The sequence below is a fragment of the Paracoccus sp. NFXS7 genome (genome assembly GCF_040148865.1).
Lineage (GTDB): Bacteria > Pseudomonadota > Alphaproteobacteria > Rhodobacterales > Rhodobacteraceae > Paracoccus > Paracoccus marcusii.
Genome location: NZ_JAKEKV010000001.1, coordinates 532,069 through 557,168 on the forward strand (window position 1 = coordinate 532,069; position 25,100 = coordinate 557,168).

The following is a 25,100-nucleotide window of genomic DNA, read 5'->3' on the forward strand; positions in this document are numbered from 1 at the left end:
GTTCGGGGGCGGCGCACCGCCCCCGCATGCGATCACGCCGCCGGGGCGAAGGGATCGGGCAGATGGGCCAGCAGCTTGTCCGGCGTCATCGGGAAATCGTGCAGACGCACGCCGCAGGCATTGTAGATGGCATTCGCCACCGCCCCCGCCGCCCCGCAGATGCCCAGTTCGCCGACACCCTTGGCCTGGATGGGCGATGCGTGCGGATCGCGCTCCTCCAGCAGGATAACCTCCATGTCGGGAATGTCCGCATGGACCGGCACATGGTATTCGGCCAGATCGTGGTTCACCAGATGACCGTCGCGGCTGTCAAAGGACAGCTCCTCGGTCAATGCACTGCCGATGCCCCAGACCATGCCGCCCAGACATTGCGACCGCGCCGTCTTGGCGTTCAGCACCCGGCCAAAGCCGAATGCCCCGGTCATGCGGCGCAGACGCGTCTCTCCGGTGAAGGCATTGACCGCGACCTCGCAGAAGAAGGCGCCATAGGTCGACTGGTTGACCTTCTCCATCAGCTTGCCCGGTTCGATCTTGCCGGTCCGCGTCAGATCCTCGGACAGAAGGTCGGTCACGGGACGCGGCTCGACGCCCTCGGCCCAGGCCTTGCCGTCCTGCAGCAGCAGGTCGTCGGACGCACAGCCAAGCGCCTGTGCCAAGGTTGCGCGGATCGCCTCGCAGGCCAGAAACACCGCCGAACCCGTCGACGACGCGCCCCAGCTGCCCCCCGAACCGGCGCCGGACGGCAGGCGGCTGTCGCCCAGACGGACGGTGGTGCGCTCGATCGGCTGGCCCAGCATCTCTGCTGCGACCTGACCCAGGATGGCATAGCTGCCGGTGCCGATATCAGTGTGATCGGTCTCGACCACCACATGGCCATCGGCGGTCAGGGTCACCCGGGCCTCGGCCTTGGCCAGGATGTTCACGCGTGCGGCGGATGCCACGCCCATGCCGATCCACCATTCACCCTCGCGCCGCGCGCAGGGAGTGGCGCTGCGCTTGTCCCAGCCAAAGGCTGCAGCGCCGGCATCCAAAGCCTCGACCAGTCTGCGCGACGAATAGGGCGTACCCTCGCCCGGCACCTCGTCGGGAAGGTTGCGCTTGCGCAATTCGACCGGGTCGATGCCAGTGGCTTCGGCCAGTTCGTCCATCGCGACCTCAAGGGCCTGCATGCCGACGGCCTCGCCCGGCGCACGGACAGAACCGGCGGTCAGACGGGTGATGTCGGACTTGCGCACTGCCAGCAGGCGGTTCTCGCCGGCGTAGAGGAATTCGGACGCCTGCGTCACCGGTTCAGAAAAGCTTTCTCCGGGCAGGTTCGACACCAGCGCCTCATGGGCAAAGGCGGTCAGGCGACCGTCGGGGCCGCACCCCAGACGGATGCGCTGTTCGGTTTCCGACCGGCGCATGATCGATTGGAACACCTGCTGGCGGCTCATGACCACACGGACCGGGCGCCCCAGTTCCTTGGCGGCAATCGCCGCGGCGACCGCCTCATGCGAGATGCCCAGCTTGGAGCCGAACCCGCCGCCGACATAAGGCGACAGCAGATGCACGTGCTTGGGATCAATCCCCAGGCTGTCGGCCAATTCTGCCACGTTATAGGTCAGCATCTGCAGGCTGCCCCACAGGGTCAGATCCTTGCCGTTCCATTCCGCGACCGCCGCATGCGGTTCCATCGCGGCACTGGCATGGCCGGGGGTCGTGAAGGTCAGATCGACGGAATGCGCGGCGTCGCGCATGGCCTTGTCCAAATCGCCCGCCTTGATCGGATCTGCGGCCGGTTCCGCATCTGCGGCGTCGGGCAGGAACTGCGCGTCGCCGGACTGGTCCTCGTATTCGATGTCCAGCGCCTTTGCGGCATTGGTCGCCTGCTCGAACGTCTCGGCGACGACCAGGGCCACCGGCTGCATCGGAAAGTCGACCTTCGAGACGTCCTGCTCGGGGGCCTCGCCCGCGGTGCCCTGCGCCGCACGGCGCAGCATCCGTTCCGAGGAATAGACGCCCAGAACGCCGGGCATCGCCATCACGACGTCGCGGTTGATCTTCCTGACCCGACCGGTGCTGATCGTCGCGCCGACCAGCACGCCCTCGGCGCAGTTCTCGCGCGCATATTCGGCGGCATAGGTCGCGGTGCCCGCCACCTTCAGCGGGCCTTCCGGCCGGTCCAGCGGCTTGCCGATCACCCCCTGGCGGGTGCGGTCCAGCATGTCGCGGGTGTCGGGGGTGTCATAGGTATCGCTCATCGTCATTCCCCCGTGGCTTCCGCCAGCACCGCCGCAAGGGCGCGGCGGACCAGCGTGATCTTGAAATCGTTGTGTCCCTGGCCGCGCGCATCTTCCAGCAGAAGGTCGGCGGCCTTGTCGAACAGCGCGGGCGTCGGGCGTTCCCCGACCAGCAGCGTCTCGACGCGGTCGTCGGTCCACGGCTTGTGGGCAATGCTTCCGAACGCCAGTTGCGCGGCGTCGATGCGGCCGTTGTCAATACGAACCGCCGCAGCCACTGACACCAGCGCAAAGGCATAGGATGCCCGGTCGCGCACCTTGCGATACAGCTGACGTCCCCCGAACGGTGCCGGCAGGCGGATGGCGGTGATGACCTCACCCGCCTTCAGCACGTTGTCGCGCGACGGATCGTCCCCCGGCAGGCGGTGGAAATCGCGCATCGGAATTTCACGGGTGCCGTCAGGACCTTCGGTCTCGACCGTGGCGCGCAGGGCTGACAGAGCCACGGCCATGTCGCCCGGATAGGTCGCGATGCAGGCATCGGACGCGCCCAAGATCGCATGGTTGCGGTTCACGCCCCCCTGCGCCGCGCAGCCTGTGCCCGGTTCGCGCTTGTTGCAAGGCGACCGCCCGTCCATGAAATAACTGCAGCGCGTGCGCTGGCACAGGTTGCCGCCCATCGTCGCCTTGTTGCGCAACTGCGGGCTGGCACCGGCCAGAATGGCGCGCGACAGCAGCGGCCAGTCGGCACGGATGCGCGGATGCGCCGCGCAGTCCGAGTTGCTGACCAGCGCGCCGATGCGAAGACCGGCACCCTCGGGGGTGATCTCCTGGAGGCCGACGCGGGTGATGTCCAGCAGGGCATCGGGGGTCGCGACCTCCAGCTTCATCAGGTCCAGCAGGTTGGTGCCGCCGGCGATCAGCATCGCGGGGCTGCCGACGGCTTGGGCCAGATCGCCCGCGCGGTCGTATTCGAATGCCTTCATTGCGCGGCCTCCGTCTGGGCCATGGCGTCGCGGATGGCGGCCAGGATGTTGTCATAGGCGCCGCAGCGGCACAGATTGCCGCTCATCCGTTCGCGGATCTCGGCATCGGCGACGGCGGGCTTGTCGGCCGGATCGGCAGTGACGGCACTGGGCCAGCCCTGCCGGATCTCCTCGATCATCGCGGTGGCCGAACAAATCTGGCCGGGCGTGCAATAGCCACACTGGAACCCGTCATGGGCCACGAAGGCCGCCTGCAGGGTCGAGAGCGCATCGGGCGTGCCGATGCCTTCGATCGTGGTGATCTCATCTTCGTCATGCATGACGGCCAGCGTCAGGCAGGAGTTAATGCGGCGACCGTTGACGATGACGGTGCAGGCGCCGCATTGACCGTGGTCGCAACCCTTCTTTGTGCCGGTCAGCCCAAGGTCCAGACGCAGGACGTCAAGCAGGCTGCGGCGGGGGTCGCCGTGATATTCATGGGATTGGCCGTTGACGGACAACCTGGCGGCGGGGCGTTGTGCCATTGGGGGCTCCTTGGACCGCGGTGCTGGGTCCAAGGCAACGTGGGCCGGGCAACCCGGTTCCCATGTCTTTTCGTCCTTACGCCACCAGGGCCGTGGCGTTCCGCCGCGCCCGGTTCTGCGCGATCATCGCGCAGATCAGCAGCTGTGCCATGTGATAGACCAGGACGGGCAGGACGGTGGCCCCGACGGTCTCGGCCGGGAACAGCGCGGTGGCGATGGGCAGGCCCGTCGCAAGGCTCTTGGTCGACCCGCAGAAGAACAGCACGATCCTGTCCTCTAGTGGCAGGCCGAAGGCGCGGCCCGCCCCGACCATCATTCCGAAGACGCAGGCCAGCAGCACCAGCATGACCGCGATCAGCGCGATCAGGGCGGTCGGCGGGATCGACGCCCACAGGCCCGACACCGTGCCCGCGCTGAAGGCCGAATAGACGATCAGCAGGATCGCGCCCCGGTCCACGACCAGGGTCAGCGTCTTGCGGTTGCGCACGAACGCCCCCACCCACGGGCGCAGGATCTGGCCCAGGACGAAGGGCAGCAGGATCTGCGTGCCGATGCGCAGCACAGCGTCCAGGCTGACGCCGCCCTCTCCGGTCTTCAACAGCACCGCGACCAGCGCCGGGGTCAGCGCCACGCCGACCAGGTTCGACAACGACGCCGCGCAGATCGCCGCGGGGACGTTGCCCCCCGCCATCGACACGAAGGCGATCGAGCTTTGGATCGTCGAGGGCAGCACCGCCAGGAACACTAGCCCCAGCGTGACCTGCGGTCCCAGCAGATCGCCGAAGATCAGCGCGAATGCCATGCCCAGCACCGGGATCATCAGATAGGTCGCGGCGAATGTCAGTCCCTGCAGGCGCCAGTTCAGCATCCCCGCCTTGACCGAAGCCGGATCCAGCTTGGCCCCGTACAGAAAGAACAGCAGCGCCACCGCCCAATAGGTCACCTGACCCAGGGCGTCGGCCGCCACGCCCCGCGCCGGCAGCACCAGGCCCACCATGACGGTGCCCAGCAGCATCAGCATGTAGCTGTCGATTCCGATGCGTTTCAGAAAGCCCATCTCCGTCTCCTTACAGGCCGATGGCCATGCCGTCCTTGCGGCTGTCCGACCCGCCTTCCAGCAGGCCGTTGCCGATGCGGATTGCCTGCGCCCCGCCCATCGGGCCGGTCAGGCGCTTGATAACATGGCCGCGCTCGGCCAAATCGTCGCAGATGTCCTGCTGCAGGGTCGGTTCCACCTGCAGCACGCCGTCGGTGGCAAAGGTCCGCGGCTCGTCCATGGCCGCTTGCAGCGACAGGCCGCGGTCGATCACCGCCGACAGGAAGGCCGCGTGGCCCGCCGCCTGGTACTGTCCGCCCATCACGCCGAAGGGCATGACCGTGCGGCCGCCCTGGGTCACCATGCCGGGAATGATCGTGTGCATCGGGCGCTTGCGCGGGCCGATCGCGTTCGGATGGCCGGGGATCAGACGGAACGACGCACCGCGGCTCTGGAACAGCACGCCGGTCGCGGGGTCCAGCCGCCCGGACCCGAAGCCGTGGAAGATCGAATTGATGAAGGACACCGCATTCCCCTCGGCGTCAACGACGCACAGATAGATGGTGTCCTTGTGCTCGGGCTCGTCCCACAGGGCCGGGGCCTGGGCGCGGGCCAAGTCGATGCGGGCGCGCAGGGCCGCGATGGCGGCCTCCGACATCAGTGCCTCGGTCAGCCCGGCGCAATGATCGGGATCGCCCAGCAGTTCGTCGCGGTGATGATAGGCAAGCTTCGTCGCCTCGGCCTGGACATGGATGCGGTCGGCCACGGACAGCGCGGCCATGTCGAACCCCTCGATGATCTTCAGGATCAACAGCGCGGCCAGCCCCTGCCCGTTCGGTGGGCATTCATGGACGTCGAACCCGCGATAGCGGGCGCTGATCGGTTCGACCCATTCGGCGCCGTCGGTGGCATCCGCGAAATCCTGCTGGGTGTGCAGCCCGCCCAAGGATCGCAGATGCGCGACCATGCATGCCGCGGTGTCGCCCTGATAGAAGGCGGCCGGGCCGTGGGCCGCGATCTCCTCCAAACGGTCGGCCAGCAGGGGTTGGGCAAAGCGGGCGCCGGCATCCGGGACAGGCAGGAAATGCGCCGCCGCATGCGGATCGCCTGCGACGGTGGCCTGCCCTTCGGCCCAGTCCTGGGCGACGCGGGGGGTGACGGGAAACCCGTCGCGGCCATAGCCGATCGCGTCGCGGAACAGGCGCGACAGCGGCAGGCGGCCCAGATCGGCATGCAGGCGGCACCACGCGGAGATTGCGCCGGGCACGGTCACCGCATGCGCGCTGGTCTGGGGAATGGTGTCGGTCAGACCCGCGGCCTGCAGCGCCTCGACCGTCGCCGCGGCGGGGGCGCGGCCCGACCCGTTCAGTGCGCGCACCGGCCCGTTTGCCGGTGCATAAAGCGCAAAGCAGTCGCCGCCGATCCCGGTCATCAACGGATCGACTACCGCCTGCACCGCGCTGGCGGCGATGGCGGCGTCGACCGCGTTCCCGCCCTCGGCCAGGATGGCCAGACCCGCCGCGCTGGCCAGCGGGTGCGAGGTGGCGACCATCGCACGACCGGCAAGGGTGGACGGCCTGCGGCCCGACAGGAAATCGAATGCGGTCATGGAACAGGCTCTCCGGCGAGGAATCACATGGTCAAGCGGCTGCGGTATGTATACATGTGGCAGGCACAGGAATACAATTGACGGAATTCCCGATGCCTGCCATCCGTTCGGCCGATCAGATCCACGATGCGCTTTCCGCGCAGATCATCGCGGGCACGCTGCGTCCCGGCGACCCGTTGGGAGAGACGACCCTTGCCGCGCGGTTCGGCTTGTCCCGGACCCCGGTGCGCGAGGCGTTGCAGCGGCTGGCCGCCGAAGGGCTGGTTGAACGCGGCCCCCGCCGGGCGTTCCTGGTGCGCCGCATGGGCAGCGACGCCCTGCGCCACCTGTTCGAGGCCCTGGCGGAACTGGAGGCGCTGTGCGCCAGCCTGTCCGCGCTGCGGATGACCCCGACCGACCATGCGCTGCTGGCGGGCATCCTGGACCGCGACGACCTGCCCGGCGCGGATTACGCCCAGGCCAACATGCGCTTTCACGAGGCGTTGCGCCAAGGCGCGGGAAACGCCGTGCTGGCCGACCTGCTGGCCGACCTGAACCGGCGCAGCCTGCCGTGGCGCAACGCGCAGTTCCAGGTCCGCGCGGCGCGCATCGAAACCTCGCGGGCGGAACATCGAGCAATCTTGGGCGCGATCACGGCGCGCGACGCGGATCGCGCGGCCGACCTGATGCGGGCGCATATGGGCACCTCGCTTGGCGTCATCCTGGAGATGATCGCGGGGCGGGAATGACCGCTATTCCGCGGGCTGAGGATCGGTCGCGGGCACGTCCCGGCGCCCGATCCGTTCGATCAGTACATAGATCACCGGCGTCAGCAGCAGCGTCAGCACGAAGGCCAGCGACAGCCCGCCCACGATGACCGCACCGATGGCGCGGCGGCTTTCCGCCCCCGCCCCCGTCGCGGTCGCCAGGGGCACGGCCCCCAGGATCGTGGCGATGGTCGTCATCAGCACGGGCCGCAGGCGCGTCACCGCCCCCTCGCGCGCGGCGGTGACCAGATCGCGGCCCTCCTCGCGCAGCTGGTTGGCGAACTCGACGATCAGGATGCCGTTCTTGGCCATGATTCCGATCAGCAGGATCATCCCCACCTGTGAAAAGATGTTCACCGACGCCCCCGTCAGCAGCAGCGTCGCCACCGCCCCTGCAAGGCCCAGGGGCACCGTCAGCATGATGGTCAGCGGCGTGCGAAAGCTCTCGAACTGCGCCGCCAGCACCAGGAACACGATCAGCAGCGCCATTCCGAAGACTGTCGCGACGCCGCCTTGGTTCTCCTGGTAATCCGCCGCCTGACCGCGCCAGACCAGCAGAGCGCCCGCCGGCAGCTCGGCCGCGGCCTGTTCGACAAGGGTGATGGCGCGGGCCAGGTCGGTCCCCTCGACCAGATCGGCCTCGGTGTTGACCGAAATCAGGCGGTCGTTCCGCGCGATCGACGGGACCGTGGCCCCGGTTGTGACATCGGCAAAGGCCGACAGCGGGATCAGGTCGCCGCGCGTGTTGCGGATCAGCACGGACAGCATGTCCTGAACGCTGTCGCGGTCTTCGGGGGCCGCCTGCAGGATGACCGGGTACTGGCGGCCGTCGCTGGTGTATTCACCGACGGTGCGGGACGCGAACAGCACCTGCAGGGTCTGGGCCACGGTTTCGCTGTCCAGGCCAAGGTCCTGGGCGCGGGTGCGGTCGATGTCCAGCGACGCGCCCGGCTGGTTGGCCGCGTAATCGACCTCGATCCCGGACAGGCCCGGCGCATCGGCCAGTCGGGCGGCCACGTCCTCGGCCCATGCGGCGGCGCGGTCCAGGTCCGGCCCGCCGATGGACCAGCTGATGCTTCCGCTGCCGCCGCCAAGGCCCAGGCCACCCGACGGGCGGATCGAGGTTGACACCTCGGTCATCGCGGACAGTTGCGGGCGCAGGTCGGCCATGACCTCCTCCACGCTGACATCGCGGCCGTCCCACGGCGACAGGTTGACGAACAGCAGCGCCCGGCGCGCATTCGCGCCAAGCCCGACGATGGCGGTGACGTTTTCCACGATGCCCTGATCGCGCAGCGGCTGGATCATCGCCTCGACCTTCCGGGTCGCCGCGTCGGTATATTCCAGGTTCGACCCCTGGGGCGCGTTCAGAATGATGCGGAAGCTGCCGCGATCCTCGTCCGGGGTCAGCTGGCGCGGCAGCGCCTGATAGACGGACACCGCCCCGGCGACCAGGAAGGCCGTGCCCGCCAGGATGACCACGGGCCGCGCGATCAGCACCCGCAGGATGCGGTCATAGCCGCGTTCCAGCCAGACGATGGCCCAGTTCATTGTGCGGGTCAGCAGGTTCGGACGATCCTCTCGCGGCATCACTCGCGCGGCCAGCACCGGTGACAGGGTCAGCGCGACAAGGCCCGACACGGCCACCGCGATGGCCAGCACGATGCCGAATTCCGCGAACAGCTGGCCCAGTTCCCCGTCCATGAAGCTGACCGGGACAAAGACCGCGATCAGCACGGCGGTGGTGGCAATGACGGCAAAGCTGACCTGCCCCGCGCCCTGCCGCGCGGCCTCGGCCCGCGACTTGCCCATGGCGCGGTGGCGCTGAATGTTCTCAAGCACGACGATGGCGTCGTCGACGACCAGGCCGATCGCCAGGATCAACGCAAACAGCGTCAGGATGTTGATCGTGAACCCCAGGGCCAGCATCCCCAATGCGGCGCCCAGGGCCGATACCGGGATGGTGACGATGGGCACCAGCGACAGCCGCAGCGACCCCAGGAACAGGAAGATCACCGCGGTGACCAGGGCCACAGCCTCCAGGAACACCTTGAGGACCTGTTCGATCGAGCTTTCGATGAACACCGCCTCGTCCGTGGTGATGGTCAGCGCCATGCCGTCGGGCAGGGTGTCGCGGATGCGGTCCAGTTCCGCCCGGACGGCGGTCGAGATGGCGACGGTGTTCGACTGCGCCTGCGGCTGGACGCCCAGGCCCAGGGCCACGGTGCCGTTGGCGCGATAGATGGTCGTGGTGTCCTCGGCCCCTTCCTCGATCCGCGCGACGTCGCCAAGACGCAAAGGGCGCCCGCCCTCGTCGCGCAGCACGACTTGGCGGAACACGTCGGCCGAGGTAAAGCGCGTCTGCGCCAGCACCTGCAGCTGTCGGGCGTTCGTCTCGATCTGGCCCGCGGGCAGTTCGACGTTGTTGGCCTGCAGCGCGCCGATGATGTCGCTGGTGGTGATGCCATAGGCGGCCATGCGCGACTGATCCAGCCAGATGCGCATCGACGGCGCGCGCTCGCCAAAGATCTGCGCATTGGCCACGCCGGGCAGGCGCGCCAGGCGATCGGTGATGAAGCGGCTGGCGTAATCGGACAGTTCCAGCGGCGTCATCGACGGGCTGGACAGGGCCAGCCGGATCACCGGGTCGCCCTCATCGTCGTTCTTTTCCACGCGGGGCGTGTCCGCGCCGTCGGGCAGGTCGTTCAGCACCCGTTCGACGGCAGCGCGCACGTCGTTGGCGGCGCTGTCGATGTCGCGTCCCGGGTCGAATGTCAGCACGCTGCGCATCCGTCCCCGGTCAGAGCTGGTGCGCATGGCGGTCACGCCGCTGACCCCGGCCAGCGCGCCCTCGATCACCGTGGCCAGCTGGTTGTCGACCACATCGGGCGCGGCGCCGGTATAGTTCACGCGGACGCTGACCTCGGCCGCCTCGACTGAGGGCAGCTCGCGGACCGGCAGGCGGGTGATGGCCACCGCCCCGATCAGCACGATCAGCAGGTTGATGACGGTTGCGAAGACCGGGCGGCGCAGGGCGAAATCAGGGACGCTCATCCGTCGGCTCCGACCAGGGGTTCGGCGGTGGCGGTCCGGTCGGGGCGCGGCGTGGCGGTGACGACGGTGCCGGCGTCGACGCGGTGCAGGTTCGACACGATGATCTGGGTGCCCAGGTCCAGGCCCGCCAGGACCTCGACCAGGCCGTCGGATTGCTGACCCACCTGGATGTCGGCCCAGGCCGCCTCGTTCCCCTGCACGATCAGGACGCGCTGGACGTCGCCCTCGACGCTCAGCGCGGATTCGGGGACCGCGGGGCGTTCGCGCTGATCCAGGACCAGCTCGACCTGCAGGAACATCCCGCCGGTCAGGGCCCGGTCGGGGTTCGGCATCTGCGCGCGCAGCGCGATCGACCGCGTGGCGGCATCGACCCGCGTGTCGATCAGGCTGATCGTCGCGTCGAAGACCCGGTCGGGCCAGGCCGAGGACCGCAGCTGGACCCCCTGCCCGACCGCCAGGCGCGGCAACAGCGTCTCGGGCACGCCGAAATCCACCTCGATCACCTCCAGGTCGTCCAGCGTGGCGATGGGGGTGCCGCTGTCCAGCATCTGCCCCTCGACCAGGTCGGTCAGGCCGATGACGCCGGAAAACGGCGCGCGCAGCAGACGGTCCTCCAGCAGGACCTGGGCGCGGTCGCGTTCGGCCTGGGCGCGCAGCTGGGCCGCGCGGGCGGTCTGAAAGGCGGCGTCCGACGACGATCCGCTGGCGTTCAGCTGTTCCTGGCGGGCAAAGGCGGCGTCGGCCTCGGCCAGGGTCGCCTCGGCGGCGGCCAGATCGGCCTGTTCGGCGCGGTCGTCCAGTTCCAGCAGGACATCGCCGCGTTCGACCTGCGCGCCGGGGCGAAAGGCGATGCGGGTGATGCGGCCGCTGGCCTCGGGCATCAGTTCGACCGCGCTGCGGGCACGCGCGGTGCCGACGGCGCGGACGCTGTCGACGAACCGCGCGGTCTGGACGGCCACGGTCTCGACCGGCACCGCCTCTCCGGCGCCGTCTGACGGGCGGCGGGCCTGTTCGGGTTCGCTCAGCAGACGGTCCGACAGCGTCATTCCCCCGGCGGCCGCGGCGATGATCACGATGGCGCCGATGGTTGCCTTGACGAAGCGCATGGTCTGTATTCTCCCGTGACGGGCCTGGGGTCGGTCGGCCTCCTGCCGCCCTTGTCGCCGGGCGGTGCTGCGCGCAGATTGCCCCTTGGTGCGCATCGTGCAACTAATAATCCCGTGTAGGGGGCCGGATACGCCCCCGTTGCCTCCGCAGGGGGCATGCGGCCCGCCCCCTGAAAGGATCCCCGATGGGTACCACCGACGACCTGACCCTGGCGATCGACGCCGCCCATGCAGCCGGTGCGCTGCTGCAGGCGCATTGGAACGACCGCGATCTGCTGACCATCGACGCCAAGCGTCAGGGCGACTTCGTGTCGCAGGCCGACCACCAGTCCGAGGCACTGCTGCGCGACCGCCTGTTGGGCGCCAACACCGACGACGGTTGGCTGGGCGAGGAGACCGACGCCCGTCCCGGCCGGCGCCGTTGGATCGTGGACCCCCTGGACGGCACGACGAACTTTCTGCGCGGGATCGCGCATTGGGCGGTGTCGATCGCGCTGGAACAGGACGGGCAGCTGGTGCTGGGCGTGGTCCACGACCCGCTGAAGGCGGAAACGTTCAGCGCCATGACTGGGTCGGGGCTGCAGCTGAACGGGCGCCGTCTGGACCCTGCCGCGCCGCCGGGCTTTGACGCGGCGCTGTTCGGGACGGGCCTGCCGTTCGGCAACATGCCTTACATCGACGATCACGCGGCCGACCTGGCGCGGGTGCTGCCGGGCACAGCGGGGGTGCGCCGGATGGGTGCCGCGGCGCTGGATCTGGCCTATGTGGCGGCCGGGCGGCTGGACGGGTTCTGGGAACGCCGCCTGCGTCCCTGGGACATCAGTGCCGGTCTGGTCCTGGTCCGCGAGGCCGGGATGCGGGTCGAAGGCTGGACCCCCGACGAACGCCCCGAAGAGACGGGGACCGTCATCACCGCCCCGGTGCCGATCTTCGACCGACTGGCCGCGGCGCTGCGTGCGGACCGCTAGGCCAGCCGCGCGTAAAGATCGCCCGACCCGCCCTGCGGGTCGAGGCCCTTCAGCCAGGCGCGCACGGCATCCGCGTCGCGCCAGTCGTCCCACAGGAACCCGCCCGCCTCGCCGGTCACCGGATTGAAGCGGTAGAGGCCCAGATCCTGCAGCCGGTCGATCACCGCCAGCGTCCGGTCGCGGAACGCCGGCAGGTATTCGACCGACAGCATCGGCAGCGGCTGGCCCAGCCCGGACAGCACGTCCAGTTCGAACCCCTCGACGTCGATCTTGACGAAATCGGGCAGGCCATGTGCCGCGATCAGCGCGTCCATAGTGGTCATCCGCACCTCTTGGCTGCGGTCCCACCGGACATGCTCGAAGCCGGGGGCAGCGGCCGCCTCGGCCGCAAAGCTGGTGCTCAGCGACGATACCGTCGGATGCAGCGACGACACCGCCATGCGGGCCACCGTCTCCGTCGGGCCGACGGCCTGCTGCACCAGCACGATGTCGCGCGGCAGGCTGCGGCGCAGAAAGCCCGCGAACGGCTCCTGCGGTTCGCAGGCCACGACCCTCGCCCCGGCGGCCCGCATGGCGCGCGCCCGGCTGCCCACATGCGCGCCGATGTCGAAGGCCAGGTCGCCCGGTTGCAGCAGCCCGCCATAGAACGCCCGCAGCTGCCTGCGCCGCAGCGGGTTGTAGTAGATGGCAAGCGACCGGATCAGCCCCAGATAGGCACGCAGTTGCATCGGGTATCCTCAGGTTTGAACAGTCGCAGCCTAGGGCCATCGGCGGCCCGCGTCCAGAAAACCGGGGCGTGCCGAAACGCAGCGCGAAACTTTGCGACATTCTGCCACAACGCCGCAACCTTTGCGGAACTGCTACGTGTTTCAAGACGTTGCGACTTGCGTGACACCTCAATTTGCAGGGACGAAGGTTGACCAATGCACGTATTTCCCCCGACCACCCCCGCTGCGCTTTCGGTCACCGCGACCGGTGATCCGCTGGCGCTGCGCACGGCCGAACGGGTTGCGCGCATGGTCTCCGATCTCAGGCTTGGCCTGCCCGTCGTGCTGCTGGGCGAGCCTGCCGCTGCACTGATCCTGCCGGTCGAGACGCTGTCGCCGGAACGGTTCGCGGCCCTTGGTTCCGGGGGCGAACTGGTGCTGACGGCCCGTCGCGCGGACGCCCTGCGCCATCGTCCCCACGAGGGTGAGGTCGCCCTGATCCCGGTTCCCGCCGGCGCACGTCTGGACTGGATCCAGGCCTTGGCCGATCCGTCGCGCCAGATGCCCGCATCGGCCGCCGTGCCCCAGGCACCGCAGCACGCCCCCGCCCCGCTGCACCGCGCCGCCATCCGTCTGGTCAAGGCGGCCGAACTGCTGCCCGCCGTTCTGGTCGTGACCGGCCCCGATGTCGTCGAGACCGCCCTGCGCAACGATCTGGGCATCCTGGCCGCCGATGACGTCCTGAACCAGATCCTGCTGCCCCGCGATCCCCGCCCCGTGTCGGACGCCCGCGTGCCGATGCTGGCGGCGCGAAACGGACGGCTGCACGTGTTCCGCGCGCCCGACGGCGGCCCCGAGCATTACGCGGTGGAGGTCGGCACGCCCGATCGCAGCCAGCCAGTGCTGGTGCGTCTTCATTCCGCCTGCTTTACCGGCGACGTGCTGGGCAGTCTGAAATGCGATTGCGGCCCGCAACTGCAGGCCGCCCTGCGCGCGATGGAGGCGAACGGGACCGGCGTCCTGCTGTATCTGAACCAGGAAGGCCGTGGCATCGGCCTTGCCAACAAGATGCGCGCCTACAGCCTGCAGGATCAGGGACTGGATACGGTCGAGGCCAATCACCGCCTTGGGTTCGAGGATGACGAACGCGATTTCCGCACGGGCGCCGCATTGCTGCGCCAGATGGGGATCGGTCGCGTGCGCCTGATGACCAACAACCCCGCCAAGATTGCCCGTCTGGACAGCGAGGGCATCGAGGTCGTGGACCGCGTCGCGCTAAAGGTAGGCCGCGGTCCCGAGAACACCCGCTATCTGGACACCAAGGCACGCAAGTCGGGACATCTGCTGGCATGACGGCCCGCGCACTCTGGTGCACCGCACCGGGCGAGGCGCAGTTGCGCCCCGCGCAGGTCGGCGATGGCATCCATGTCCGCAGCCTGTTTTCCGGCATCAGCCGGGGCACGGAGCGGTTGGTCCTGTCGGGAAAGGTGCCGTCAAGCGAACATGACCGCATGCGCGCGCCGTTCCAGGAAGGCGACTTTCCGTTTCCGGTCAAGTACGGCTATGCCAATGTCGGTCAGGCAAAAGGCGGCGCGCTTGCCGGTCGCATGGTCTTTTCGCTGTTCCCCCACCAGACCGAATTTCGTCTGCCGGAGGATGCGCTGATCCCGTTGCCCGACGGGTTGCCGCCGGAACGCGCGATCATGGCCGCGAACATGGAGACCGCGCTGAACATCCTGTGGGACAGCGGCGCGGGCGCGGGTGACCGCATCGCCGTGGTCGGTGGTGGGCTGGTGGGGCTGCTGACGGCCTCTCTGGCGGCGCGACTGCCGGGGGCAGAGGTCACAGTGATCGACCCCCTGCCCGAACGCGCCGCCATCACGCGCGACCTGCGCTGCGCCTTTACAACCCCCGATGATGCCCCCGGTGATCAGGACGTGGTGATCCATACCAGCGCATCCCGAGCCGGGCTGGTGCTGGCGCTGTCCTTGGCCGGGCCGCAGGCCACCATCGCCGAAGCCAGCTGGCACGGCGCCGAACAGGTGGCCCTGCCCTTGGGCGGCGCGTTCCACAGCCGCCGCCTGCGCATCGTCAGCACGCAGGTGGGCGGGATCCCGCCCGACCGTGCGCCGCGCTGGACCTATCGACGCCGCCTGACCAAGGCGCTGGACCTGCTTCGCGATGCGCGGCTGGACGCGCTGATTTCGGGACAGACGGCCTTTGCCGACCTGCCCGACGCCTATCCCGGCATTCTGGCGGACCCCGCCACGCTGTGCCACCGCATCATCTACTGACCCTGGAGACACCATGTTCGCCGTCGAAGTCCGAGACCACATCATGATCGCCCATTCCTTCCCATCGCCGACCTTCGGTCCGGCACAAGGGGTGCATGGCGCGACCTTTACCGTAGACTGCGCCTTCTTCGCCGCCGAGATGGATGACGAAAGCCTGGTCGTCGACATCGGCCTTGCAACCGAAGCCCTGGCTGATACGCTGGCTCCGCTGCGCTACAAGAACCTGGACGACATTCCTGAATTCAAAGGGAAAATGACCACCACAGAATTCCTGTGCAAGCACATTTTCGACCAGATGGCCGGCACCGTGCGGGCTGGCGGGCTGAAGGATGGCGGCCGCGTCAAGAAGCTGCGCGTCCTGCTGCACGAAAGCCACATGGCCCGCGCCTGGTACGAAGGGGATATCTGAGCATGGGGTTTTCGGCGGAATGGCTGGGCCTGCGCGAACCCGCCGACATGGCCGCCCGCGACGCGACCCTGATGGCGCAGGCGGCGGTTCTGGCCGGGCCGGACCCGGTCGTGCTGGACCTGGGTTGCGGTACAGGATCGACCCTGCGCACGCTTGGCCCGCATCTGCCCGACAATGCCCGCTGGCACCTGGTCGACAATGATCCAGCCCTGCTGGATCGCGCGGCGACCGAGGCGCCGGGCCGCGCCACCATCCACCAGCTGGACCTGCGCGACCTGGACGGGCTGCCGCTGGACGGCGTGACGCTGGTCACGGCATCGGCCCTGCTGGACCTGATGCCCGCCGACTGGATCGCTGTGCTGGCCACGCGACTGGCCGATGCCGGCGTGCCGTTCTATGCGGCGCTGTCCTATGACGGCATCATGACATGGGACCCAGCGCTGCCGCGCGATGCGGACGTCACGCGGGCGTTCAACGACCATCAGCGCGGCGACAAGGGACTTGGCCCCGCGCTTGGGCCCGATGCGGCCGTGACCGCCACGCAGATCTTCCGTGACGCGGGCTTCGACGTCCACACCGGCCAAAGCCCGTGGCGGATCGGCCCCGATCAGGCCCCGCTGCACCGCGCGCTGGTCCAGGGCATCGCCGAGGCCGCATCCGAGACCGGCCTGTCCGTCGCCACCGATTGGGGCCGCAGCCGGATCGCCATGGCAGGCGATAGCCGTTGCCTGATCGGGCATCATGACATGCTGGCCCTGCCCCCCGGCACGGCCTGACCCCCAGAGGAGGACCGCCCATGCATGCCGTCGATGTCACCCCTCGGGTCTGGGACCGGCTTCTGTCTGTCCGCACCGGTCAGGCCTGCGCCTGCTGCGGTCGGTTCAGCGCCGGCGAACGCGCGGCGCTTGACCTTTACGCGCCGGTCGCACGACGCGATCTTGGTCCGGTCACGATCGCGCAGATCGGTCAGTCGCTGGACGGGCGGGTCGCGACGGCCACCGGCGATGCGCGTGACGTGTCCGGCCCCGAAGGTCTTGCCCATCTGCACCGCCTGCGCGCGCTGGTCGACGGGGTGGTGATCGGGGTCAAGACCGCGCTGCACGATCAGCCGCGCCTGACTGTGCGGCTGTGCAGCGGCCACAACCCTGCGCGCATCGTCATCGACCCGCGCGGGCGGCTGCCCGACGATGCGCTTGTGCTGATGGCGGATGGTGCGCGGCGGATCATTGTCACCGGCATAAACCGACCCCGCGCCCCGGGGATCGAGGTGTTGCGCCTGCCCGCCCCGGACGGACGTCTGGACCCGGCGCAGGTGCTTGAAGGCCTGCGGAACATGGGCCTTGGATCGCTGCTGATCGAGGGTGGCGGCATCACCATCACCGGTTTCCTGGAGGCTGGCCTGCTGGACCGGCTGCAGGTGTCGATTGCACCGCTGATCATCGGATCAGGGCCGCAGGGGCTGACCAGCCTGTCCCCGGTGGACAAGCTGAAGGACGCGCTTCGCCCGGACACGCGCGTCTTCGGTATGGGCAGCGACATCGTCTTCGATTGCGCATTTGGCGATCAGGCGGCGCGGGCGATCCTGCCGCTGCATGCGCCGCAGCCGCTGGTCACCGCCGCCAGTTGAACGAACCCTCGCCCAAGGCCGGGGCGGCACCGTTTGCCACCGTCGGGCTGCGCGAAAGGGTGATGGGCGTGCGCAACCCCGCGATGCCCTCGGGCGACACGACCATGCCCCGGGCCTGCGCCTGTGGGTCGGACAGCGCCTCGGAGACACGGTTGATCGGACCTGCAGGCACTCCGGCCGCGGTCAGCGCCGCGATCAGGTCGGCGCGATCGCGCGATTCCATCGCCCGCGCCAGGGTCGCGCAAAGCGCCTCGCGCCCCGCCACCCGCTGCGCATTGGTGGCCAGTGTCGGGTCCTTCGCCAGCGCGGGCAGATCCAGCGCCAGGCACAGCGCGCGAAACTGACGGTCGTTCCCGCAGGCGATGATCAGATGCCCATCGCGAGCCGCAAAGACCTGATAGGGCACGATGTTCGGATGGGCATTGCCCAGCCGCGCGGGTTCGACCCCGCCCAGCAGATGGTTCGCCGCCTGATTGGCCAGCACCCCCAGCGCACAGTCGAACAGCGCCAGATCGACCTGCTGCCCCCGCCCCGACCGGGCCCGTTCCGCCAACGCCGCCTGGATGCCGATCACGCCATAGAGGCCGGTGAAGATGTCGATCCAGGCCACGCCGACCTTCTGCGGATCACCTGCAGGATCGCCGGTCAGCTCCATGATGCCGCCCATGCCCTGGATCATGAAGTCGTATCCCGGCTGGCTGGCGCGCGGCCCGGTCTGCCCGAACCCCGTAACCGACGCATAGACCAGCCCCGGATTGCGCGCCGAAAGCGTCGCGTAATCCAGCCCGAACCGCGCCAAGCCACCCGCCTTGAAATTCTCGATCACCACATCGGCGCCGTCGATCAGCGCGCGCAGACGCTCCAGGTCTCCCGCGTCATTGAAGTCGCAGGTGACGCTGGTCTTGCCGCGATTGGTGGCGTGAAAATAGGCGGCGACCGTCTCCACCGTGCCGTCGGCGCGGGGGCGGTCGATGAAGGGCGGGCCCCATCGGCGCGTGTCGTCGCCTTCGGGGGCCTCGACCTTGATGACCTCGGCGCCCAGATCGGCCAAGGTCTGGCCGATCCAGGGGCCGGCCAGGATGCGCGCCAGCTCGACGACGCGCAGACCGGAGAGCGGGCCATCAGGCAAAGGCCTGAAGCCCCGTCTGCGCGCGGCCCAGGATCAGGGCATGGACGTCATGCGTGCCCTCATAGGTGTTCACCGTCTCCAGGTTCTGGGCGTGGCGCATGACGTGATATTCGGCCTGGATGCCGTTGCCGCCATGCATGTCGCGCGACATCCGTGCGATATCCAGCGCCTTGCCGCAATTGTTGCGCTTGATGATCGAGATCATCTCGGGCGCGAAGCGGCCCTGATCCATCAGGCGACCGACGCGCAGACTGGCCTGCAGGCCCAGGGCGATCTCGGTCTGCATGTCGGCCAGCTTCTTCTGGAACAGCTGCGTCGCGGCCAGGGGGCGGTTGAACTGCTTGCGGTCCATGCCATAGCGATGCGCGCGGAACCAGCAATCCTCGGCCGCCCCCATCACGCCCCAGCTGATGCCGTAACGCGCGCGGTTCAGACAGCCGAAGGGACCGGACATGCCGCTGACATTGGGCAGCAGCGCGTCCTCGGACACCTCCACGTTCTCCATGACGATCTCGCCGGTGATGGATGCGCGCAAGCTCAGCTTGCCGCCGATCTTCGGCGCCGACAGCCCCTTCATGCCCTTCTCCAGGACAAAGCCGCGGATCTTGCCGCCATGCGCCTCGGATTTGGCCCAGACCACGAAGACATCCGCGATCGGGCTGTTCGAGATCCACATCTTGGCCCCGTTCAGCACATAGCCGCCTTCGGTCTTGGTCGCGCGGGTCTTCATGCCGGCGGGGTCGGAGCCTGCATCCGGTTCGGTCAGGCCAAAGCAGCCGATCCATTCGCCCGATGCCAGCTTGGGCAGGTACTTCATCCGCTGCTCCTCCGACCCATAGGCATGGATCGGGAACATCACCAGGCTCGACTGCACCGACATCATCGAGCGGTATCCGCTGTCGATCCGCTCGACCTCACGCGCGACCAGGCCGTAGGCCACATAGCCCGCGCCGACCCCGCCATATTCCTCGGGGATGGTCACGCCCAGAAGGCCGCTGGCCCCCATTTCGCGAAAGATCTCGGGGTCGGTCTGTTCGTTCAGATAGGCGTCGGTGACGCGCGGAGCCAGCTTGTCGGCGGCAAAGGAGGCGGCGGTATCGCGGATCATCCGCTCATCCTCCTCCAGCTGGTCGTCCAGCAGGAAGGGGTCCTCCCAGACAAAGGCCGTGCCCTTGTGATCGACGGTTGTCTTGTCCAGCATGGCGTTGGGTCCTGCATGTGATGACTGTTGGACACAGGGTAACCCGGCAAGCGTCGCATGAAAAACGCTATTTCCTCATGCGTTCATGCATTCTATGAATGATCTTATGCGCCAACGTCGGTTCCTGCCCAGCCTGTCCCAACTGATCGCCTTCGAGGCGGTGATGCGCCACGGGTCCGTCACCGCCGCCGCGGACGAGCTGCACCTGACGCAAAGCACCGTCAGCCGGCTGGTCGCGTCACTGGAACGGCAGCTGGGCAAGCCCCTGTTCACCCGCGACCGCAAGCGCCTGACCCCCACCCCCGAGGCCGTGACCTATGCCGCGTCCGTCACCCAGGGGCTGGACGTGATCCAGCGCGCCAGCATGGGGCTGATCGCCAATCCGGGCGGGGGGGTGCTGTCACTGTCGGTGCTGCCGACCTTCGCCACGCGCTGGCTGGCGCCGCGGATCGGACAGTTCCTGTCGGACAATCCCGGCATCTCGATCAACCTTTCGACCAAGATCCAGCGTTTCAGCTTTGCCAGCGAAGCCTTTGACGCGGTAATCTTCTTCGGCCAGCCCGACTGGCCCGACGCGCATCACCTGCGGCTGTTTGACGAACGCCTGACGGCCTGCGCCTCGCCGCAGATGCTGGCGCATCATCCGGTGGCGCATCCCTCGGACATGGCGGGCCTGCCCCTGCTGCAGCTGGAGACGCGGCCTTCGGGCTGGTCCGCGTGGTTCGCGGCCCAGGGCGGCACGCCGCCGGCGGTGTCGGGCATGGTGATGGACCAGTTCTCGATGATGATCCAGGCGGCGATCGCGGGGCTTGGCGTGGCGCTGCTGCCCAGCTATCTGGCCCAGCCCGAGATCGACGAGGGCCGCCTGCAGCCGATCCTGCGCGCAGGCGTTCCCGGCGAGGGCGCCTATTGGCTGGCATGGCCCGACCGCCGTCAGGGTGACCCGGCCTTTGCCCGGTTTCGCACCTGGATCGCGGATCAGGTCACGGCGGGGTAAGCTCGACGATCGCCTCGATCTCGACCAGCGCATTGGCGGGCAGCGAGGCCACGTTGACCGCGGTGCGGGCATGGCGTCCCGCATCGCCCCACAGGTCGATGAACAGCTGCGACGCACCATTCACGACCGCCGGTCCATCGCCATAGCCCGGCGGCGCGGCGACGAACCCGCCCAGCCGTATCACCTGCGACACCCGTGACAACGAGCCAGCCACCGCGCGGATCGAGAACAGCAAATTCAGCGCGCACATCCGCGCCGCCGCCTGCCCGTCCGCCATGTCAAAGCCGGGACCGATGGGGCCGAAATACTGCGGCACCCCTGCCCATTCGCAGATCTGGCCCGACAGGAACAGCAGGTTGCCGCTGACCCTGCCGGGCAAAAACAGCGCCCGCGACGGGGCGGATGGCGGCAGCGCGTGGCCCAGGTCGGACAGGCGCGTCTCTATGGGACAGGTCATGCGGCCTCCTGCGGTTGGCGGGACAGTTGGCAGGCCAGCGCGATAAGCGACAGGTCGGACCCGCGCGGCCCGATCAGCGACAGGCCGAACGGCGCACCGTCGACGGTTCCGGCGGGAAACACGACCTGCGGCAGCCGCGCCATGCCAGCCACGCACAGCAACCGCTGCGCATCGTGGCGAAAGCCGTCGAACACCGCTTGGGGCGCGTCCAGGCGGAACGGCGCGTCATGCACGACCGGGGCCAGCAGGACGCCATTCGCGCCAAGCAGGGCGTCCATGTGCCGCGCGAACGCCTCGCGCGCGCCGCGACCCTGGGCGATCTGGTCGGGGGTCAGCGCGTCGGCCGCGTCGGCGCGCCCGTCGATGCCGCGCACCAGCGGCATGCGCGACGCGCGGATGAAGGGCAGGATCGTTTCCTTGGCATCCGCCATGACCGCGGTCAGGAACGTCGCATAGGCCGCTTCCACCCCGTCGGGATAGACACTCACCCCGCGCGCAGGCAGATGTCCGAAGCCGGCGTGCCAGACTGCGCGCGCCTCAGGCCCCAGCAGGGCCAGCATGTCGGTGGGCACCATCAGGTCCGGCGCGGTCACGGGGGCTGCATCCGCGACCAGCACGGCGGCGGCACGGGCCAGCACCGTCCCGTCGCGCGCGAACAGCCCGCAGGCGTCGAAGCTGGGCGCCAGCGCCATCGCGACCGCCATCGGGATCAGGCCGTGCGTCGGCCGCCACCCCCATGTCGCGCAAAAGCTGGCGGGTGCGCGGACCGAGCCGCCGGTATCCGACCCGATGGCGATGTCGGCCAGCCCGCCCGCCACCGCGACCGCCGACCCCGACGACGACCCGCCGGGAATGCGATCCGGGGCGGCCGGGTTCACGGGCGTGCCGAAATGGGCATTCATGCCGTACATGGACCACGCCAGTTCGTCCGTGTGGACCTTGCCCACAAAGCGCGCTCCGGCGTCCAGCAGGCGCTGGACGCAGGGGGCGGTGTCCGCGTGGACCGGGCTTTCCGCCAGATACAGCGGACACCCCGCCCCGGTGCGGTATCCGGCGACGTGATAGATGTCCTTGACCGCAAGGGTCAGGCCCGACAGCGGGCCCTGGTGCGCATGGGGAACCGGGACGGGCGGATAGGGCAGAAAGGCGTGCCAGGGGTCGGTCATGATCTACTCTGCGGCAAGGGTTTCGCCTGCGCGCAGGCAGGCCACGCGGCGGCGGGGGCCGAGCGTCAGGACGGGCGGCAACGCCTGTCGGCAGGCCGGCAGCGCCATCGGACAGCGGGGCGCAAAGGAACAGCTGTCCGGCCGCACCTCCAGCGACGGTGGGGCACCGGGGATCGCGTCCAGCCGCGCTCCGCGCGCCACGTCATGCAGGTTCGCGGCCAGCAGCCCCTGGGTATAGGGGTGGCGCGGGTTGCGGATGACGTCGCGCGTGGTGCCTTCCTCGACGATCTGGCCGGCATACATGACCGCGATGCGTTCCGAGATTTCGACCGCGACGCCGATGTCGTGGGTGACGAAGATCACCCCCATGCCGAATTCGCGCTGCAATTCGCGCAGCAGCAGCAGGATCTGGATCTGCACGGTCGCGTCCAGCGCGGTCGTCGGCTCGTCCGCCAGCAGCAGGCGCGGACGGCAGGCCAGCGCCAGCGCGATCATCACCCGCTGCCGCATGCCGCCCGACAGTTCGTGCGGATAATTGGCCAGCCGCCGTTTCGGCGACGGGATGCGCACGCGGTGCAGCATGTCCAGCGCCACGTCCATCGCGTTCTCCCGGGACAGGCCCTTGTGGCGCATCACCGTCTCGGCGATCTGCTGGCCCACGGTATAGACCGGGTCCAGCGCCAGGCCGGGGTCCTGGAACACCATCGACACGTCGCCTCCGCGATAGGACCGCAACGCCCGCCCCGACAGGGTCATGATGTCGGTCCCGTCAAAGCGGATGTCGCCCGACAGGTCGGTGCGTTTCTCGGGCAGCAGGCGCAGCAGGGTCTTCAGCGTGACGCTCTTGCCCGACCCGCTCTCGCCCAGCAGGGCCAGGGTTTCGCCCGGCATCAGGGTCAGGGACAGGTCGTTGATGGCATGGACCGTGCGCCCGCCCTTGAAACGGACGTCCAGATTGTCGATCTGCAACAGCGGCGTCATGCGGGCACCCCCTGTCCGGCGCGCGGATGGCCGGATGCCGGGTCGTGCAAGTGGCAGGCGACCCAATGCGGCGACCCGGCGACCATCGGCCCCAGGGCGGGGTGACGGGTCTTGCAGATGTCGGCCGCGAAGGCGCAGCGGGTGTGGAACCGGCAGCCCGGCGGCGGGTCGATGGGGTTCGGCGGATCGCCGGTCAGCGGCGGCTTCTGGGTGCGGTTGTCCGGGTCCATCGACGGCATCGCGGAAAACAGCGACCGGGTATAGGGATGCGCCTGTTCGGCCCAGATCATGTCGACCGGGGCCAGTTCCACGACCTCGCCCAGATACATGACCAGGATGCGGTCCGAGATGTATCGCACCACGTTCAGGTCATGGCTGATGAAGATATAGGTCAGCCCGAATTCCGCCCGCAGGTCCGACAGCAGGTTCAGGACCTGCGCCTCGACCGATTTGTCCAGCGCGCTGACGGCCTCGTCCAGGACCACGACCTTGGGCGACATGACCAGGGCGCGGGCGATGTTGATGCGCTGGCGCTGCCCGCCCGAGAGTTCGTGCGGATAGCGGCCCGCAAAGCGGTCGGGGTCCAGACCGACCCGCGCCATCAGGCGGCGCGCCCGGCCCGCCGGATCGTCCAGGCCCTGCACGCGCGCGCCGAACGCGATGCTGTCCAGGATGGTCATGCGCGGGTTCAGCGAGGCATAGCTGTCCTGGAAGACCATCTGGATGTCGCGGCGCAGCGCGCGCAGGCTGACGTCGCGGCCAAGGGACTTGCCGCCCAGGTCGATGTCGCCCTCGTCGCGGTCCACCAGGCCGATCAGCAGTTTCGCCGTGGTGGACTTTCCGCAGCCGGATTCGCCGACGATGCCCAGGGTTTCCCCCGCGCGGACGTCGAAGCTGACGCCGTCCACGGCCTGGACCATGGCCTGGGTGCGGCCAAGGATGCCGCCCTTGATGGGAAAATGCTTCTTCAGGTCGCGGACGCTCAGCAGGGGTTTGTCAGTCGCGGACATTCATCGCACTCCTCAAACCGTCGCTGAGCAGATTGAGGCACAGCGAGGTGGCAAAGATCATCACCCCCGGCAGCGCCGCCAGCCACGGGTTCACATAGATGGCCGACCGCAGCGTGTTCAGCATCAGCCCCCATTCCGGTTCGGGCGGGCGCACGCCGATGCCCAGAAACGACAGCCCCGCCGCCAGGATCATGCAGACGGACGTCAGCGAGGTCGCATAGACGAAGATCGGCGACAGCACGTTGCCGATCACATGCACCCGGATCACCGTCAGCGCATTCGCCCCCGAGGCCCGCGCTGCGTCGATATAGTCCAAGGACCGCACGCCCGAGGTCACCGCCTCGGCCACGCGGGTCACGGGGGGCACGAACACGATGGTCAGCGACACCAGGCTGTTCAGCACCCCCGCGCCCAGGGCGCCCGAGATGGCGATGGCCAGCAGGACCGACGGAAAGGCAAAGAACACGTCCACGACCCGCATGATGATCGTGTTGGTGATGCCGCCGACATAGCCCGCGATGATCCCCAGGGTGCCGCCGATGAAGAACGCCAGCACCACCGGCATCAGCCCGATGAACAGCGTCAGGCGACCGCCATAGATCAGGCGGGACAGCATGTCGCGGCCCTGCTCGTCCGTGCCCAGCAGGTGGCCGGGCGTGCCGGGAGCCGCCAGCCGCGCGATCATGCTGCCCTGATAGGGGTCGGCCAGGCCCAGCCAGGGTGCGAAGACCGCCGACAGGATCAACAGCGCCAGCACGCCTGCGCAGATCATCGACACCGGATCACGCCGCAGCCGCGCCAGCACGCCCGACCAGTAGCCGCGCTGCGCGGGCGGGACGGCGGGGATGTTCGTGGTCACCTGAACCATGCG

Annotated in this window: 23 protein-coding genes; 8 read left to right on the plus strand and 15 right to left on the minus strand. The window is 68.8% G+C overall.

Annotated elements, in window-relative coordinates; genetic code table 11:
* Positions 1-32: 32 nt before the first annotated feature.
* From LZ686_RS02665 to LZ686_RS02685, 5 genes are all read right to left on the minus strand, one after another.
* Positions 33-2,249 (minus strand): molybdopterin cofactor-binding domain-containing protein, encoded by a 2,217-nt coding sequence (locus tag LZ686_RS02665; protein WP_349546907.1) that lies wholly within the window; start codon positions 2,247-2,249, stop codon positions 33-35.
* A complete protein-coding gene (locus tag LZ686_RS02670) occupies positions 2,246-3,208 on the minus strand; it encodes an FAD binding domain-containing protein (RefSeq protein ID WP_349546908.1) in 963 nt (320 codons plus the stop codon). Before LZ686_RS02670 ends, LZ686_RS02665 begins: the two co-directional genes overlap by 4 nt.
* Complete coding sequence (locus LZ686_RS02675) at positions 3,205-3,732, minus strand: 2Fe-2S iron-sulfur cluster-binding protein (RefSeq protein WP_127898806.1); 528 nt, start codon at positions 3,730-3,732, stop codon at positions 3,205-3,207. Before LZ686_RS02675 ends, LZ686_RS02670 begins: the two co-directional genes overlap by 4 nt.
* 76 nt (positions 3,733-3,808) lie before the next feature.
* Complete coding sequence (locus LZ686_RS02680) at positions 3,809-4,789, minus strand: bile acid:sodium symporter family protein (protein WP_148912138.1); 981 nt, start codon at positions 4,787-4,789, stop codon at positions 3,809-3,811.
* 10 nt (positions 4,790-4,799) lie between these two features.
* Positions 4,800-6,377 (minus strand): gamma-glutamyltransferase family protein, encoded by a 1,578-nt coding sequence (locus tag LZ686_RS02685; RefSeq protein WP_349546909.1) that lies wholly within the window; start codon positions 6,375-6,377, stop codon positions 4,800-4,802.
* 92 nt (positions 6,378-6,469) lie between these two features.
* Here LZ686_RS02685 and LZ686_RS02690 point away from each other — a divergent pair, with 92 nt between their 5' ends.
* Complete coding sequence (locus LZ686_RS02690; RefSeq protein ID WP_349546910.1) at positions 6,470-7,105, plus strand: GntR family transcriptional regulator; 636 nt, start codon at positions 6,470-6,472, stop codon at positions 7,103-7,105.
* 3 nt (positions 7,106-7,108) lie between these two features.
* On the opposite strand, the gene LZ686_RS02695 is transcribed toward LZ686_RS02690, so the two are convergent.
* Together LZ686_RS02695 and LZ686_RS02700 are read right to left on the minus strand one after the other, a co-directional pair.
* Positions 7,109-10,177, minus strand: a complete 3,069-nt coding sequence (locus LZ686_RS02695) for an efflux RND transporter permease subunit (RefSeq protein WP_349546911.1) — start codon at positions 10,175-10,177, stop codon at positions 7,109-7,111.
* On the minus strand, positions 10,174-11,283 hold the full coding sequence (locus LZ686_RS02700; RefSeq protein WP_349546912.1) for an efflux RND transporter periplasmic adaptor subunit: 1,110 nt from the start codon (positions 11,281-11,283) through the stop codon (positions 10,174-10,176). Before LZ686_RS02700 ends, LZ686_RS02695 begins: the two co-directional genes overlap by 4 nt.
* 185 nt (positions 11,284-11,468) lie before the next feature.
* Between LZ686_RS02700 and LZ686_RS02705 the strand changes: the two genes are divergently transcribed.
* The gene (locus LZ686_RS02705) at positions 11,469-12,251 is read left to right on the plus strand and encodes an inositol monophosphatase family protein (RefSeq protein ID WP_349546913.1); all 783 of its coding nucleotides are present in this window, start codon (positions 11,469-11,471) and stop codon (positions 12,249-12,251) included.
* On the opposite strand, the gene LZ686_RS02710 is transcribed toward LZ686_RS02705, so the two are convergent.
* Complete coding sequence (locus tag LZ686_RS02710; RefSeq protein WP_194885715.1) at positions 12,248-12,979, minus strand: FkbM family methyltransferase; 732 nt, start codon at positions 12,977-12,979, stop codon at positions 12,248-12,250. The genes LZ686_RS02705 and LZ686_RS02710 overlap by 4 nt on opposite strands.
* Positions 12,980-13,174: 195 nt before the next feature.
* Here LZ686_RS02710 and ribA point away from each other — a divergent pair, with 195 nt between their 5' ends.
* Genes ribA through LZ686_RS02735 form a run of 5 tightly spaced genes read left to right on the plus strand, consistent with a single transcriptional unit; the run spans position 13,175 to position 17,288 of the window.
* On the plus strand, positions 13,175-14,311 hold the full coding sequence (ribA, locus tag LZ686_RS02715; RefSeq protein ID WP_394226067.1) for a GTP cyclohydrolase II: 1,137 nt from the start codon (positions 13,175-13,177) through the stop codon (positions 14,309-14,311).
* Positions 14,308-15,252, plus strand: coding sequence for a zinc-dependent alcohol dehydrogenase (locus LZ686_RS02720; RefSeq protein WP_349546914.1), 945 nt, complete (start codon positions 14,308-14,310; stop codon positions 15,250-15,252). Before ribA ends, LZ686_RS02720 begins: the two co-directional genes overlap by 4 nt.
* A 13-nt stretch (positions 15,253-15,265) precedes the next feature.
* Positions 15,266-15,661 (plus strand): 6-pyruvoyl trahydropterin synthase family protein, encoded by a 396-nt coding sequence (locus LZ686_RS02725; protein ID WP_148912131.1) that lies wholly within the window; start codon positions 15,266-15,268, stop codon positions 15,659-15,661.
* A gap of 2 nt (positions 15,662-15,663) precedes the next feature.
* Positions 15,664-16,437, plus strand: coding sequence for a class I SAM-dependent methyltransferase (locus LZ686_RS02730; protein ID WP_349546915.1), 774 nt, complete (start codon positions 15,664-15,666; stop codon positions 16,435-16,437).
* Between the two features lie 20 nt (positions 16,438-16,457).
* Entirely contained in the window at positions 16,458-17,288 is an 831-nt protein-coding gene (locus LZ686_RS02735) for a RibD family protein (protein ID WP_349546916.1), read from the plus strand.
* Here LZ686_RS02735 and LZ686_RS02740 read toward each other — a convergent pair.
* Positions 17,272-18,417, minus strand: coding sequence for a CaiB/BaiF CoA transferase family protein (locus LZ686_RS02740; RefSeq protein ID WP_349546917.1), 1,146 nt, complete (start codon positions 18,415-18,417; stop codon positions 17,272-17,274). The genes LZ686_RS02735 and LZ686_RS02740 overlap by 17 nt on opposite strands.
* Positions 18,410-19,618 (minus strand): acyl-CoA dehydrogenase, encoded by a 1,209-nt coding sequence (locus LZ686_RS02745; protein WP_349546918.1) that lies wholly within the window; start codon positions 19,616-19,618, stop codon positions 18,410-18,412. The genes LZ686_RS02740 and LZ686_RS02745 overlap by 8 nt, the downstream gene beginning before the upstream one ends.
* Before the next feature lie 106 nt (positions 19,619-19,724).
* Between LZ686_RS02745 and LZ686_RS02750 the strand changes: the two genes are divergently transcribed.
* Complete coding sequence (locus LZ686_RS02750; RefSeq protein ID WP_139598389.1) at positions 19,725-20,615, plus strand: LysR substrate-binding domain-containing protein; 891 nt, start codon at positions 19,725-19,727, stop codon at positions 20,613-20,615.
* Here LZ686_RS02750 and LZ686_RS02755 read toward each other — a convergent pair.
* From LZ686_RS02755 to LZ686_RS02775, 5 genes are read right to left on the minus strand one after another with little or no spacing between them, the layout of a single operon-like run.
* Entirely contained in the window at positions 20,602-21,072 is a 471-nt protein-coding gene (locus LZ686_RS02755) for a RidA family protein (protein ID WP_349546919.1), read from the minus strand. The genes LZ686_RS02750 and LZ686_RS02755 overlap by 14 nt on opposite strands.
* Complete coding sequence (locus tag LZ686_RS02760; protein ID WP_349546920.1) at positions 21,069-22,238, minus strand: amidase; 1,170 nt, start codon at positions 22,236-22,238, stop codon at positions 21,069-21,071. Before LZ686_RS02760 ends, LZ686_RS02755 begins: the two co-directional genes overlap by 4 nt.
* Positions 22,239-22,241: 3 nt before the next feature.
* The gene (locus tag LZ686_RS02765) at positions 22,242-23,219 is read right to left on the minus strand and encodes an ABC transporter ATP-binding protein (RefSeq protein WP_349546921.1); all 978 of its coding nucleotides are present in this window, start codon (positions 23,217-23,219) and stop codon (positions 22,242-22,244) included.
* A complete protein-coding gene (locus tag LZ686_RS02770; RefSeq protein WP_349546922.1) occupies positions 23,216-24,229 on the minus strand; it encodes an ABC transporter ATP-binding protein in 1,014 nt (337 codons plus the stop codon). Before LZ686_RS02770 ends, LZ686_RS02765 begins: the two co-directional genes overlap by 4 nt.
* Positions 24,216-25,097: an ABC transporter permease gene (locus LZ686_RS02775; protein WP_349546923.1), complete on the minus strand. Its 882-nt coding sequence runs from the start codon at positions 25,095-25,097 to the stop codon at positions 24,216-24,218. Before LZ686_RS02775 ends, LZ686_RS02770 begins: the two co-directional genes overlap by 14 nt.
* Positions 25,098-25,100: the final 3 nt, after the last annotated feature.

Coding starts and splice junctions, on each gene's coding strand:
- LZ686_RS02665 (WP_349546907.1), bottom strand. CDS start 2,249: ATGACGATGAGCGATACCTATGACACCCCCGACACCCGCGACATGCTG.
- LZ686_RS02670 (WP_349546908.1), bottom strand. CDS start 3,208: ATGAAGGCATTCGAATACGACCGCGCGGGCGATCTGGCCCAAGCCGTC.
- LZ686_RS02675 (WP_127898806.1), bottom strand. CDS start 3,732: ATGGCACAACGCCCCGCCGCCAGGTTGTCCGTCAACGGCCAATCCCAT.
- LZ686_RS02680 (WP_148912138.1), bottom strand. CDS start 4,789: ATGGGCTTTCTGAAACGCATCGGAATCGACAGCTACATGCTGATGCTG.
- LZ686_RS02685 (WP_349546909.1), bottom strand. CDS start 6,377: ATGACCGCATTCGATTTCCTGTCGGGCCGCAGGCCGTCCACCCTTGCC.
- LZ686_RS02690 (WP_349546910.1), top strand. CDS start 6,470: ATGCCTGCCATCCGTTCGGCCGATCAGATCCACGATGCGCTTTCCGCG.
- LZ686_RS02695 (WP_349546911.1), bottom strand. CDS start 10,177: ATGAGCGTCCCTGATTTCGCCCTGCGCCGCCCGGTCTTCGCAACCGTC.
- LZ686_RS02700 (WP_349546912.1), bottom strand. CDS start 11,283: ATGCGCTTCGTCAAGGCAACCATCGGCGCCATCGTGATCATCGCCGCG.
- LZ686_RS02705 (WP_349546913.1), top strand. CDS start 11,469: ATGGGTACCACCGACGACCTGACCCTGGCGATCGACGCCGCCCATGCA.
- LZ686_RS02710 (WP_194885715.1), bottom strand. CDS start 12,979: ATGCAACTGCGTGCCTATCTGGGGCTGATCCGGTCGCTTGCCATCTAC.
- ribA (WP_394226067.1), top strand. CDS start 13,175: ATGCACGTATTTCCCCCGACCACCCCCGCTGCGCTTTCGGTCACCGCG.
- LZ686_RS02720 (WP_349546914.1), top strand. CDS start 14,308: ATGACGGCCCGCGCACTCTGGTGCACCGCACCGGGCGAGGCGCAGTTG.
- LZ686_RS02725 (WP_148912131.1), top strand. CDS start 15,266: ATGTTCGCCGTCGAAGTCCGAGACCACATCATGATCGCCCATTCCTTC.
- LZ686_RS02730 (WP_349546915.1), top strand. CDS start 15,664: ATGGGGTTTTCGGCGGAATGGCTGGGCCTGCGCGAACCCGCCGACATG.
- LZ686_RS02735 (WP_349546916.1), top strand. CDS start 16,458: ATGCATGCCGTCGATGTCACCCCTCGGGTCTGGGACCGGCTTCTGTCT.
- LZ686_RS02745 (WP_349546918.1), bottom strand. CDS start 19,618: ATGCTGGACAAGACAACCGTCGATCACAAGGGCACGGCCTTTGTCTGG.
- LZ686_RS02750 (WP_139598389.1), top strand. CDS start 19,725: ATGCGCCAACGTCGGTTCCTGCCCAGCCTGTCCCAACTGATCGCCTTC.
- LZ686_RS02755 (WP_349546919.1), bottom strand. CDS start 21,072: ATGACCTGTCCCATAGAGACGCGCCTGTCCGACCTGGGCCACGCGCTG.
- LZ686_RS02760 (WP_349546920.1), bottom strand. CDS start 22,238: ATGACCGACCCCTGGCACGCCTTTCTGCCCTATCCGCCCGTCCCGGTT.
- LZ686_RS02765 (WP_349546921.1), bottom strand. CDS start 23,219: ATGACGCCGCTGTTGCAGATCGACAATCTGGACGTCCGTTTCAAGGGC.
- LZ686_RS02770 (WP_349546922.1), bottom strand. CDS start 24,229: ATGTCCGCGACTGACAAACCCCTGCTGAGCGTCCGCGACCTGAAGAAG.
- LZ686_RS02775 (WP_349546923.1), bottom strand. CDS start 25,097: ATGGTTCAGGTGACCACGAACATCCCCGCCGTCCCGCCCGCGCAGCGC.